Here is a 12,509-nt window from a genome sequence, read left to right as displayed (position 1 = left end):
CCGCTTCTGGCCACGGATGGCCGAATGTCTTGCCACCTCCTGAAGGGAACCTTGCGATGAAACTCCAGACAGCCAGCGCGTGGCTGCTGCTTGCCAGCAGCGGCGTCGTCCACGCCCAGCCCTCCGACCTGCAGCGCGACCACGACAGCATCGTGGCGATGAAGGGCGAATACGTGGTCGATTTCGCCTTCGATGAAACCGTGCTGCTCAAGCCGGGCTACGAGCGCGCGCCGGCCGTTCGCAGCGGCGGCAACGAGGTGGTGATCGTGGTCGAGGACACGCCGAAGCGGGTCGTGCTGCAGCACCTGCTGGTGGACCCCAAGAGCGGGCACGTTACCAAGCACTGGCGCCAGGATTGGGTGTACGAGGCACCGAACCGTTTCGAGTTCAGCGCCGACCAGACCTGGCAGGTACGCGCCATTCCGGCGGCGGTCAATGCCGGCGCGTGGACGCAGTGCGTGTACGAAGTCAGCGACGCGCCGCGCTACTGCGGCACCGGCAAGTGGGACTACCGCAACAAGGTGGCGACCTGGACCAGCGATCTGAGCTGGCGTCCGCTGCCGCGCCGCGAGTACACCCGCCGCAGCGATTACAACGCGCTGGCCGTGGTCAACCGCCACACCTTGACGCCCAATGGCTGGACGCACGAGCAGTTCAACACCAAGATCCTGCGCGGCGCCGACGGCAGCCAGCAGGAAATCGCGCGCGAGTTCGGTTTCAACGACTACACCACGACCACCGAGGTCGATTTCAAGCCCGCCTACGACTACTGGGCCGCAACGTCGGGCTACTGGGCAAAGGTGCGCCAGTGCTGGGACGGCTTCCTCGGCCAGGCCCCCGGCGTACACCTGAAGACCAAGCTGGACGGGATGGCGATGATCATGCCGTTGTTTACCCAGGCGCAGGACATCCAGGACGGCAAGAAGGTCAAGGATGCACAGATCGACGCGGTGTTCAAACAGTGGGTCGAAAAAGCCCCGACCGACCCCGCGCGGTAGAGCCGAGCCACGCTCGGCTGCTCTCCCCCGATCAGCACCGTAGCGTCTGACGAAAACAGAACGTTGCAGCCGAGCATGGCTCGGCACCACCCGTATCCGATGCGCGGCCCAGGTAGAGCCGAGCCACGCTCGGCTGCTCTTCCCCGATCACCACGGTAGCGCCTGACGAAAACGGAACGTTGCAGCCGAGCATGGCTCGGCTCTACCCGATCCAATGCGCGCCCCGGTAGAGCCGAGCCACGCTCGGCTGCTCTTCCCCGATCACCGCCGTAGCGCCTGACGAAAACAGAACGTTGCAGCCGAGCATGGCTCGGCTCTACCCGATCCAATGCGCGCCCCGGTAGAGCCGAGCCACGCTCGGCTGCTCTTCCCCGATCACCGCCGTAGCGCCTGACGAAAACGGAACGTTGCAGCCGAGCATGGCTCGGCTCTACCCGGATCCGATGCGCGCCCCGGTAGAGCCGAGCCATGCTCGGCTGCTCCCCCACCAAGGTCCGCCCGAACCCGGCGCGGCCTGAATGCTCCGGCGCGATGCAGGGGCTCACACCTCCCGCAGTGCCAGCGCGGGCGGGGTGTGCAGGATGCGCCGCGTGCCCCACCAGCCGGCCAGCATGCTCAATGCCACGCCGAGCGCGCCGTCGGTCAGCAGTGGTCCCCACGGCGGACTCAAGGTCAGCTCGAACACCTGCCGGGCCACCACGCTGCCCAACAACGCCGCCGTGCCCACCGCGAGCAACGCCGACAGCAGCCCCAACGCGCCAAATTCGACCAGCACCGCGCCGCGCAGCTGGCTGCGGGTGGCACCCAGCGTGCGCAGCACCGCGCTGTCGTAACGACGCTCACCGGCCGTGGCCTGCAGGGCCGCCAGCAGCACCAGCAACCCGGCCAGCAGGCTGAAGCCCATCACCAGCTGCACCGCCTGGGTCACCCGGTCCACCACCTCGCGCACGCGCTGCAGGATGCCGTCGATATCCAGCAGCGAAATGTTCGGCTGCGCGCGGGTCAGCGCCGCCAGCTGCGGTGCCTGCGCATGCGGCAGATGGAAGGCGGTGATCAGGTTGTACGGTGCATCGCCCACCGCGCCTTCATTGAGCAGCAGGAAGAAGTTGACCCGGAACGAATCCCAGTCGGCCTTGCGGATGCTGGTCACGGTGAAGCTGCGTTGCTGGTCGCCCATCTGCAGGGTCACCGTATCGCCCAGCTTCATCCCGTAACGCTCGGCCCAGCCTTGTTCGATCGAGGCCTCCGCCGCGGTGCTGCCCGGCGCCCACCAGCGCCCGCCCACCAGCGTGTTGGCCGGCGGGAAATCATGCCGCCAGGAGAAGTTGACCGGACGGTTGGCATCGTCCTCGTCGTTGCTGTTGTCCTCGCGTTGCTGCCGCTGCGGCGGCCGGTCATTGACCGCCAGCAGGCGCCCGGTACTGAACGGCTCGATGCCCGGCGCGACCACGCCCAACCCGTGCAACGTGCCCAGCACCGTCTCACGCTGCTCCGGCTGGATGTTCATCAGGAAGTAGTTGGGTGTATCCACCGGCAAGCGGTCGCGCCACTGCGCCAACAGCCCCGGCCCGATCACCGACAGCAGCAACAGCGCGCACAGCGACAGCGACAGCCCCACCAGTTGCGTCACCGCCAGCCCCCGGCGGCGGGTCAGCGCAGCCAGGCCCAGCTTCCAACGCCCGCGCAGGCGCGGCTGCAGCCCCCGCAGCAGCCACAGCAGCAACGCCCCAAGTGCGCCGGCCAGCGCCGCCAATGCGGCCAGACCGCCCAGCACCCAGGCGGCCAGCTTCACGTCACCGGTGGCCTGCACGGTCAGCGCCACGGTCGCGGCCAACGCGGCCCCATAGACCAGCAGCGAACTCGGTGGCATCGCCGCGAAGCTGCGGTTGAGCACGCGCATCGGCGGCACCCGGCGCAGCCGCAACAGCGGTGGCAGGCCGAAGCCGAGCAGCAGCACCAGCCCGATTCCGGCGCCACTCAAGGCCGGGGTCGCCTGCGGCAACGGCAGGCGGTTGGGAATCAGACCGCCCAGCGCCTGCACCAGCCCGGCCTGCGCGGCCATGCCCAGCCCGATGCCGACCAGGCACGCCGGCACCGCCAGCATCACCAGTTGCAGCGCCATCGCGCTGAGGATGTCGCGCTGGCGTGCGCCCAGGCAGCGCAGGATCGCCACCTGGTCGATCCGGCGCAGGGCGAAGCGGTTGGCCGCCAGCGCGGTGGCCACGCCGGCCAGCAGCACCGCCAGCAGCGCGGCCAGCGACAGGAAGCGGCCGGCCAGGTCGAACGCGCCGCGCACCCCGCGCTGGGTGTCGGCGATGCCGACGATGCGGTAGCCCTTGGCCTGCGGCGCCAGCCACGCGCGGAAGCCGGCAATCGCCTCCGGCGCACCGGCGAACATCATCCGGTAGGACGCGCGGCTGCCCGGCCCGAGCAGGCCGGCGGCATCCACGTCGGCGCGGTTGACCAGCAGCGGCGGCGACAGCTGCATCAGCTCGCCGGAGGTATCCGGTTCGGCCTGCAGCACGCGGGTGATGGTCAAGCGGCCGGCGCCGAATTCCAGCGCATCGCCCACGCCCAGCCCCAACGCCTGCATCAGGCGCGGATCGGCATAGGCCTGGCCCGGCGGCGGGGTGCCGGCGATCTCGACGGCACCGCCGTGCAGCGTGCGGCTGACCTGCAGCTGCCCACGCAGGGGATACCCGGCGCTGACCGCCTTGATGTTGGCCATCTGGCTGGCCTCGCCATGGAACAGCACGCTGGGGAAGCTGACCATGCGCGTGCTGGCCAGGCCACGTTCGCGCGCGGCGTCGGCGAAGGAAGTGGGGATGTCCTCGCGCGCGTTCAGGCCAAGGTCGCCGCCGAGCATTTCCGCCGCGCTGCCGGTCAAGGCCAGCGTGACCCGGTTGACCAGCGTGCCGACCGCGGTCATCACCGCCACGCCGAGCACCAGGGCGGCGAACACGGTCAGCAGGTCGCCGGCCAGGAACTCGCGGCGCAGTGCGCGCGCGGCATGCTTGACGACATTCATGCGGACACGCCGGACGGGCTGTCGACCAGGCGGCCGCCATCCAGGCGATAGACGCGTTCGCAGCGCTGCGCCAGGCGCAGGTCGTGGGTCACCAGGACCAGGGTGGTGTCGCTGGTGGCGTTGAGCGCGAACAGCAGATCGCTGATCTGCTGGCCGGTGGCCTGATCCAGGCTGCCGGTGGGTTCATCGGCGAACAGGATGCGCGGCCGCGCCACGAACGCGCGCGCCAACGCCACGCGCTGCTGCTCGCCGCCGGACAGCTGGCGCGGGTAGTGGCGCGCACGGTGGGTGAGCCCGACCTGCTCCAGCACCTCGCGCACGCGCGCCGGATCCTCGCGCCCGGCCAGTTCCAGCGGCAGCGCGATGTTTTCCTCGGCGGTGAGCGCCGGCAACAGGTGGAAACTCTGGAACACGAAGCCGACCTCACGCGCACGCAGTTGCGCGCGGGCTTCCTCATCCAGTGCGTTGAGATCCGCGCCCGCCAGGGTGATCCGGCCGCGGCTGGGCAGGTCCAATCCGGCCAGCAGGCCGAGCAGGGTGGTCTTGCCCGAACCGGACGCGCCGACGATGGCGATGCTCTCGCCTTCATGGACGGTCATGCCAATGTTGTCCAGTATGTGGACTTCACCCTCCGGGCCACGCGCGGATTTGCCCACATCCAGGGCGGCGATGGCGACGGGAGCGCTGCGGGGGGACAGGCTGTCGATGAGGATTCTCCAATGAGCACAACGATGTGGAAGGGCCGCGCGGCCCCGATGGTCTGGCTGATGGCATGGTTGCTGCTGCTGCCAGCGCTGGCCTGTGCCAAAGGTGCCGATACCCGCAATGCGGTACTGGTGGTCGGCGACAGCCTGAGTGCTGCCCACAATATCCCGGCCGAATCGGGCTGGGTGAACCTGCTTCAGCAACGGGTCAAACAACAGGTCAAGCCGGCCCCGGACATCATCAACGCCAGCATCAGCGGCGAGACCAGTTCCGGCGCGCTGACCCGGCTGCCGGGCCTGCTGGCCAAACACCGGCCCTCGGTGGTGGTGATCGAGCTCGGCGGCAACGACGCCCTGCGCGGGCTCACCCCGGTGCAGCTGCGCGGCAACCTGGAAAAGATGATCGTGGCCAGCCAGAAGGCCGGGGCCAAGGTGCTGCTGCTGGGCATCGACGTGCCGCCCAACTACGGTCCGGCCTACCGCCAGCGACTCAAGGACGTCTATGCTGGGCTGGCCAGCCAGTACAAGGTGCCGCTGCTGCCGTTCCTGCTGGACGGGGTGGCCCTGCAGCCCGGGCTGATGCAGTCCGACGGCCTGCATCCCACCGCCGCCGGCCAGCCGCGGGTGCTGGAAAACGTGTGGCCGCACCTCAAACCCCTGCTCTGACAAAAATTTTGATTCCGGTGTGAGCGGCTTCACACCGCCTCCACTGCCGATGCGGCATGTTTCACAAAGCTGAAGAAAGAGGGAATCCCATGCGTCAGACAAAGGAGACCTCCGGCCTGGTGCTGGTGGTCGAGGACAACCGCAATATCTCCGAGATGATCGGCGAGTACCTGGAAGGCCGTGGGTTCGAGGTCGACTACGCCCAGGACGGGCTGGACGGCTACCGATTGGCGGCGGAAAACAGCTATGACGTCGTGGTGCTGGACCTGATGCTGCCGCGACTGGACGGCATCGAAGTCTGCCGCCGGCTGCGCAACGACGCCCGCAAGTCGACGCCGGTGCTGATGCTGACCGCGCGCGACACGCTGGACGACAAGCTGACCGGTCTGGGCTTCGGCGCGGACGATTACCTGACCAAGCCGTTCGCGATCCAGGAGCTGGAAGCACGCCTGCGTGCCCTGATCCGTCGCGAGCGTCGCCAGGTGGGCTCGGAAGTGCTGAAGGTCGCCGACCTGGTGCTGGACCCGGTGAGCATGCGTGCGACCCGTGCCGGTACCGAGCTGCAGCTCTCGCCGATCGGTCTGCGTCTGCTGACCATCCTGATGCGCGAATCGCCCCGCGTGGTGACCCGCCAGGAAATCGAGCGCGAGATCTGGGGCAACGGCCTGCCGGACTCGGACACCCTGCGCAGCCATCTGTACAACCTGCGCAAGATCATCGACAAGCCGTTCGACCGTCCGTTGCTGCACACCGTGCAGAGCGCCGGTTACCGCATCGCCGACATCGCCCAGCCGATGAGCTGACGCGGACGGCAGCCGCCGGCGCGTGAGCGGACGGGCCCTGCGGGGCCCCGAGGGTGACAACGACCTGGCGGTTGCCGGGTCGTTGTCGTTTTTTGCACGATGGAATCACGGCGCGCTTTCCTATAATCGCGGCGAACCGCTCTGGATCCTGTAATGCCGCACGGTCTGCCGCGCAAGATACGTATCGTCTTCATCCTCCAAGCCGTGCTGGCCAGCCTGGGTATCCTGCTGGGCGCATGGCTGGTGTCGTTGGTGATCAAGCACAGCCTGGTCAGCAGCGCGCTGCAGGAAGAAGCCGCTTACTACTGGCAGCTGTACGAGGCCTCGCCGACGCAGCCGCCGCCGAACACCCAGAACATCCGCGGCTACCTGCTGGAGACCGGGCGCTCGCCGTTGAACCTGCCGGCCAACCTGCGCGCGCTGCGCCCAGGCTTCCACGAATTGAAAAGCGACGACCAGCTGGTGCTGGTGGACGCACGTCCGGAGGGACGTTTGTACCTGGTGTTCCTGCGCTCGCGCGCGGAGATGCTGGCGTTCTGGTTCGGCATCGTGCCGGTGCTGCTGACCTTGCTGGCGGTGTACGGGGCTTCGTGGATCACCTACCGCGCGTCCAAGCGACTGGTGTCGCCGGTGAACTGGCTGGCGCGGCGGGTGTCGCGCTGGAATCCGGGTCACCCGGAGGCGGCGGACCTGGCGCCGGACAAGCTGCCGGCGGACATGCAGGGCGAGACGCGGCAGTTGGCCGCGGCGCTGCATTCCCTGGCCACGCGGGTGACCGCGCACGTGGCGCGCGAGCGCAACTTCACCCGCGATGCGAGCCACGAGCTGCGCACGCCGCTGACGGTGATCCGGGTGGCCAGCGACATGGCGCTGGGCGATCACGAACTGTCGCCGCGCCTGCAGCGCAGTTTGAACCGCATCCAGCGCGCCGGCCGGGACATGGAAGCGGTGATCGACGCGTTCCTGATCCTCGCGCGCGAGGCGGACGTGGAGCCGCAGATCGAGCTGTTCGACGTCAACGAGATCGTGCGTTACGAAGTGGACAACGCGCGTGAACTGATGGCGGGGCGGCCGGTGGAAATCTTCCTGCACAGTGCAGGTCCGGTGCAGCTGCATGCGCCGCCGCGGGTGCTGCAGGTGGTGGTGAGCAATCTGTTGCGCAATGCGTGCAGTTACACCGACGAAGGACGCATCGATGTGGATGTGCTGGAGGATCGGGTAGTGGTGCGCGACACGGGGATCGGGATGTCGGCCGAGGCGTTGGGCCGCGCGTTCGAGCCGTTCTACCGTGCCGAGCCGACGCGGCCGCAGGGCACGGGCCTGGGGTTGTCGATCGTGCGGCGGTTGTGCGATCGGTTTGGCTGGAAGGTGAGTCTGAGCAGTACGTTGGGGACGGGGACGCAGGCGGCGGTTGTGTATCGGTGAGTTTTTTAGCAATGGCCGGGTGATTTCTCTCTCTAGTGTTTGGGTCGGTGTGGGCGGGTTGGCGGGACACGCCGTGAATCCATCCGTGGAGGCTCGCGTGCGCCATCCATGGCGCACGACGGTCCCGCCAACCCACCCACACCGACCCATCGAACGTTGGCAGGTGCTTTGGGGAGGTGGGAGCAAGGCAAGAGCAGCCGAGCGTGGCTCGGCTCTACCTGGGTGGCTCTGGTTTATCCGCACCGAAAAAACGGCACGCACGCAACCGGCATCAACGGAAATCCCGGCCCGGCAGGTGCCGACCGTGGGTCGGCATGCTCTTTAACTTTCCTCCAACGCGCCGGCCCACTGTCGAGGGTCGGGGCGGGTGCGGTGGCGGGACCGTCGTGCGCCATGGATGGCGCACGCGAGCCTACAGGGACGTATTTACGGCGTGTCCCGCCACCGCATCCGTCCCGGCCACGCTCGCAGCAAACCGGTGCTGATCGTCCCCAACGACCTCAATCGCACTGCACCTTCGGCGCCAGCGCCTTCCGCCAGATCGCATACCCCTCTGGCGTCATATGCAGCATGTCCTCGCGGAACAGTGCCGCGCGCGGCTGTCCGTCCGCGCCCAGCATCGGCGTGTAGACATCGGTGAAGCCGGTATGCGGCAGCCTGGCCAGCGCCTGGCGGATCAACCCGTTGGCCTCCACTACTGCCGGCAGCAACTGCGCGCGCGACGGGCTGGGCTTGATCGAAATCACCTCCACCGTCGTCTTCGGCAGGTCGCGATGCACCCGCTGCACGAAGGCCACTACGTCATCGCGCACCTGCACCGGCGTGCGCCCGCTGTTGAGGTCGTTGTCGCCGGCGTAGAAGAACACCTTGCACGGCGCGTACGGCACCACGATCTGGCCGGCGTACCAGGTGCTGTCGCGCACCTCCGAACCGCCGAAGCCACGGTTGAACACCGGCTGCCCCGGGAAATCGGCCGCCAGGCTCTGCCACATCCGGATCGACGAACTGCCGATGAACTCGATGCCGCCACGCGGCGGCGGGGTGGTCACGTCCGCCTTGGCGAAGTCGGCCATGTCCTGCGCCCAGGCCACGTTGGACACCTGCGCCGGCACCTGTGGTGGCGCGGGCGGTGACAGGGCGAAGGCGGGCAGGGCGGCGCCAAGCGCCAGGGCGAGCAGCAGGGGGCGGGTGCAGCGGTAACGCATGGGCAGACTCCTCGGCAACGCGCCCACCGGGGGCGCCTGGATCGGTTGAACCCCATCATAGAAGCTGGCGCACGGCCCTGCTTTACCCGCGCTGGCGACGCAGTGCCCCCGGTCCCGCCGCCCGCCCGGCCCATTACCACGGCAGCGGCCCGGCCGCGTTCAACGATGCGCCGACAGGCTTGTGGCAAAATGACCGATTGCCTGCCCATTCAGCCCTGCCCATGACCCCTTGCCGCGTGCTGTTCCCCACGTCCCGGCCCGCCCCGCAGCGCGGAGCGCGTCGCCGTGGCTGATGAAATCGGGCACATGCCGCGCGGCCCCAGGCGCATCTTCAAGGCCGCCGTGTGGTCCTGGCAGGGACTGCGGGCAGCCTGGCTGCACGAATCCTCGTTCCGGCTGGAGGTCTACCTGCTGGTGGTGCTGGCGCCGGTCGCGCTGTGGCTGGGCGAAACTCCGGTCGAGCGTGCGCTGATGATCGGCGCGATGCTGCTGGTGCTGGCCATGGAACTGGCCAACTCCGCCATCGAAGCGGTGATCGAACGCTATGGCAGCGAATTCCACGAGATGGCTGGCCGCGCCAAGGACATGGGCTCGGCGGCGGTGTTCGTGCTGATGATGAACGTCCTGCTGTGCTGGGGCCTTGTCCTGCTGCCGCGATTTTTCTGAGCGGCCCCACCGCTCATTCCCCCTTGTAAGGATCCACGCCCATGTCCCTTGAGTTGCTGTCCGACCCGAACGTCTGGTTGACCCTGTTCACGCTGAGCGCCCTGGAAATCGTGCTCGGCATCGACAACCTGGTCTTCATCTCCATCGCCGTGAGCAAGCTGCCTGAAGCGCGCCGTCCGTTCGCGCGCAAGCTCGGCATCGCCGTGGCCTGCATCACCCGCATCGCCCTGCTGGTGTCGCTGGCCTACCTGGCGCACATGGAGCAGAACCTGTTCACCGTGGCCGGCCTGGGCATCTCGATCCGCGATCTGGTGCTGATCCTCGGCGGCCTGTTCCTGATCATCAAGGGCACCATGGAGATCCGCGAGCTGATCTCCGGCGGCGACGACGCCGACCCGACCACCACCAAGGCCTCGGCCGTATTCGGCATGGTCATCGCGCAGATCGCGGTGATCGACATCGTGTTCTCGCTGGATTCGGTGATCACCGCCGTCGGCATCGCCGACCACATCCCGGTGATGGTCGCCGCGATCCTGCTGTCGGTGGCGGTGATGCTGCTGGCCGCCAACCCGCTGGGTCGCTTCATCGACGCCAACCCGACCGTGAAGATGCTGGCCCTGGCCTTCATCCTGCTGATCGGCGTGGTGCTGATCCTGGACGGCCTGAGCGTGCACGTGCCCAAGCCCTACATCTACGCCGCGATGGGCTTCTCGGTGCTGGTGGAATGGCTGAACCTGCTGATGCGCCGCCGCGCGGTGGCCAACCACGTGCCGGGCGCCGGCAACTGGTAAGCGGAAGCGGCATCGCATGCGCGCTGCCGCCCCACGCTTTGCTGCGCAAACCACGGGCCCCTGTCGCCATCGCCCAGGCCCCCGCCGCGTCGCGGCAGCCCCCCGGCTCAGGGGGCGTGGGTGGTTACGCGGGCTTTACCGCAAACGTGGCATGCTCCGGGTCCCATCCATCGAGATCCGGAGCCGGCCATGCGATCGTTCTCCCGCCTGTTGTTGTTGGCCGTGCTGGCCTCCCTGCTGTCCGGCTGCGGCTACAACGCCATCCAGCAGAAGGATGAGCAGGTCAAGGCGGGTTGGGCCGAAGTGCTCAACCAGTACAAGCGCCGCGCCGACCTGATTCCCAACCTGGTGCAGACCGTGGAAGGCTATGCCAACCAGGAGCGCCAGGTGTTGACCGATGTGACCAATGCGCGCTCGCGCGTGGGCCAGATCAACGTCAATGCGGACGATGCCGAGTCGCTCAAGCAGTTCCAGCAGGCCCAGGGCGAACTGAGCGGCGCGTTGTCGCGGCTGCTGGTGGTCACCGAGAACTATCCGAACCTCAAGTCCGACCAGGGCTTCCGCGACCTGCAGGCGCAGCTGGAAGGCACCGAAAACCGCATCACCGTGGCGCGCGGTCGCTACATCGAGATGGTGCAGGCCTACAACACCTACATCCGCTCGTTCCCCCAGGTGATCACCGCCAAGATCTTCGGCTATGCGGTCAAGCCCAACTTCACCGTGGACAACGAAGCGCAGATCTCGCAGCCGCCGGCGGTGAAGTTCGGTTCGCAGGCCCCAGCGCCGGCCCCGGCCCCCGCGCCGCAGCCGCAGCAAGCCCCGGCGCACTGAGCCGGTGAACATCGGCCTGCTGCGTGGTCTGTTGCTGATCTGTCTGTGGCTGGCGTTGCCGGGGTGGGCGCAGGCCGCCGATGCGGTGATTCCGCCGATGCGCTCGCCGGTGGTCGATACCACCGGCACGCTGGATGCGGCCCAGGTGCAGGCCCTGGAAGCCCAGGCGCTGGCGCTGCAGCAGCGCAAGGGCAGCCAGCTGCAGATCCTGATGGTGCCGAGCACCGCACCGGAGACGATCGAGCAGTACACCCAGCGCGTGTTCGAGCAATGGAAAATCGGCCGCAAGGGCGTGGACGATGGCGTGCTGCTGGTGGTGGCCAAGGACGATCGCCGGGTCCGGATCGAGCCGGGCTACGGCCTGGAAGGTGCGATTCCCGATGCGATCGCCAACCGTGTGATCCAGGAATACCTCGCCCCGCGCTTCCGCGACAACGACTACGCCGGCGGGCTGGCCGACGCCAGTGCGGCGCTGGTCAAACTGATCGATGGCGAGGCACTGCCGGCGCCGGTCAGCACCCACCGTGCGACGCGCAACCCTGATGGCGATGGCTGGACCTTCGCCCTGGTGATCGGTTTCTTCGTCGGCAGTTTCCTGCGCGCCATCCTCGGCTGGCTGCCGCGCCCGGTGCGCGCGCTGCTCGGCGGCGGCGGTGCGGCCGTGGCGGCGTTCCTGTTCACCTCGCTCTGGCTGGCCAGCGGCCTGGCCGGCCTGATCGGCCTGGTCGTCGGCCTGTCCTCGGGCCGGGCCGGCGCCTTCGCCCGCAGTGGCGGATGGGGTGGCGGGGGGTGGGGGAGTGGTGGAGGCTTTGGAGGCGGCGGCGGTTTCGGCGGCGGTGGCGGCTGGGGCGGCGGCGGTGGACGTTCGGGAGGCGGTGGCGCCTCGGGGGGCTGGTGATGCGCTGGTGGCGACATCTGTTCTCACCCTCGGTGCGGCGCACGTTCCCGCCGGCACGACTGCAGGCCATCACCGAGGCGATCACCGCCGGCGAACGTCGCCATGGCGGCCAGGTGATGTTCGCCGTCGAAGCCGAACTGCCGTGGATGGCGCTTTGGCAAGGGCTCAGCCCGCGCCAGCGTGCCGAACAGGCCTTCGCCCAGCTGCGCACCTGGGATACCGAACACAACAACGGCGTCCTGATCTACCTGCTGCTGGCCGACCACGCCATCGAGCTGGTCGCCGACCGTGGCCTGCGTGGGCGCATCGGCGAGGCGCAGTGGCAGGAGATCTGCGCGCATCTGCAGCAGCGGCTGCGCCAGGGCGATCTGCAGGACGGCGTGCTGCAGGCGATCGAGGAGGTCTCCACGCTGCTGGCCGGGCACTATCCGCCGGTTCCCGGGTCCCAGGATGACGGCCTGCCGAACACCCCACAGCTGCTTGGTTGAGGTGGC

At 68.3% G+C, this 12,509-nt stretch carries 12 protein-coding genes; 9 read left to right on the top strand and 3 right to left on the bottom strand.

Features of this window, described 5'->3' with window-relative positions:
* Window positions 1–56: 56 nt before the first annotated feature.
* Window positions 57–998: a DUF6607 family protein gene (locus RTO53_RS02275; RefSeq protein ID WP_312236267.1), complete on the top strand. Its 942-nt coding sequence runs from the start codon at window positions 57–59 to the stop codon at window positions 996–998.
* Window positions 999–1,539: 541 nt separating this feature from the next.
* On the opposite strand, the gene RTO53_RS02270 is transcribed toward RTO53_RS02275, so the two are convergent.
* Window positions 1,540–4,026, bottom strand: a complete 2,487-nt coding sequence (locus tag RTO53_RS02270; RefSeq protein ID WP_312236266.1) for an FtsX-like permease family protein — start codon at window positions 4,024–4,026, stop codon at window positions 1,540–1,542.
* Window positions 4,023–4,625, bottom strand: coding sequence for an ABC transporter ATP-binding protein (locus tag RTO53_RS02265; protein WP_312236265.1), 603 nt, complete (start codon window positions 4,623–4,625; stop codon window positions 4,023–4,025). Before RTO53_RS02265 ends, RTO53_RS02270 begins: the two co-directional genes overlap by 4 nt.
* 120 nt (window positions 4,626–4,745) lie before the next feature.
* Between RTO53_RS02265 and RTO53_RS02260 the strand changes: the two genes are divergently transcribed.
* The 3 genes from RTO53_RS02260 to RTO53_RS02250 all read left to right on the top strand — a co-directional run bounded on the left by RTO53_RS02260 (window position 4,746) and on the right by RTO53_RS02250 (window position 7,624).
* Window positions 4,746–5,396 carry an arylesterase gene (locus RTO53_RS02260; protein ID WP_312236264.1) on the top strand — a complete coding sequence of 217 codons (651 nt, stop codon included), beginning with the start codon at window positions 4,746–4,748 and terminating at the stop codon, window positions 5,394–5,396.
* Window positions 5,397–5,485: 89 nt separating this feature from the next.
* Window positions 5,486–6,199, top strand: a complete 714-nt coding sequence (locus RTO53_RS02255; protein ID WP_019182442.1) for a response regulator transcription factor — start codon at window positions 5,486–5,488, stop codon at window positions 6,197–6,199.
* Between the two features lie 153 nt (window positions 6,200–6,352).
* Entirely contained in the window at window positions 6,353–7,624 is a 1,272-nt protein-coding gene (locus RTO53_RS02250; protein ID WP_312236263.1) for a HAMP domain-containing sensor histidine kinase, read from the top strand.
* Window positions 7,625–8,124: 500 nt separating this feature from the next.
* On the opposite strand, the gene RTO53_RS02245 is transcribed toward RTO53_RS02250, so the two are convergent.
* Complete coding sequence (locus tag RTO53_RS02245) at window positions 8,125–8,829, bottom strand: SGNH/GDSL hydrolase family protein (RefSeq protein WP_312236262.1); 705 nt, start codon at window positions 8,827–8,829, stop codon at window positions 8,125–8,127.
* A gap of 285 nt (window positions 8,830–9,114) precedes the next feature.
* Between RTO53_RS02245 and RTO53_RS02240 the strand changes: the two genes are divergently transcribed.
* The 5 genes from RTO53_RS02240 to RTO53_RS02220 all read left to right on the top strand — a co-directional run bounded on the left by RTO53_RS02240 (window position 9,115) and on the right by RTO53_RS02220 (window position 12,503).
* Window positions 9,115–9,495: a diacylglycerol kinase gene (locus tag RTO53_RS02240; RefSeq protein WP_312236261.1), complete on the top strand. Its 381-nt coding sequence runs from the start codon at window positions 9,115–9,117 to the stop codon at window positions 9,493–9,495.
* Between the two features lie 41 nt (window positions 9,496–9,536).
* Window positions 9,537–10,286 carry a TerC family protein gene (locus RTO53_RS02235; RefSeq protein ID WP_312236260.1) on the top strand — a complete coding sequence of 250 codons (750 nt, stop codon included), beginning with the start codon at window positions 9,537–9,539 and terminating at the stop codon, window positions 10,284–10,286.
* 189 nt (window positions 10,287–10,475) lie between these two features.
* Complete coding sequence (locus RTO53_RS02230) at window positions 10,476–11,117, top strand: LemA family protein (RefSeq protein WP_312236259.1); 642 nt, start codon at window positions 10,476–10,478, stop codon at window positions 11,115–11,117.
* 10 nt (window positions 11,118–11,127) lie between these two features.
* Window positions 11,128–12,015, top strand: a complete 888-nt coding sequence (locus RTO53_RS02225) for a TPM domain-containing protein (RefSeq protein ID WP_312236287.1) — start codon at window positions 11,128–11,130, stop codon at window positions 12,013–12,015.
* Window positions 12,015–12,503, top strand: a complete 489-nt coding sequence (locus RTO53_RS02220) for a TPM domain-containing protein (protein WP_312236258.1) — start codon at window positions 12,015–12,017, stop codon at window positions 12,501–12,503. The genes RTO53_RS02225 and RTO53_RS02220 overlap by 1 nt, the downstream gene beginning before the upstream one ends.
* Window positions 12,504–12,509 lie beyond the last annotated feature (6 nt).

The sequence above is a fragment of the Stenotrophomonas sp. genome (assembly GCF_031995405.1).
Lineage (GTDB): Bacteria > Pseudomonadota > Gammaproteobacteria > Xanthomonadales > Xanthomonadaceae > Stenotrophomonas.
Note: the sequence above shows the minus strand (reverse complement) of the source record. Positions and strands in the feature narration are given on the sequence as shown.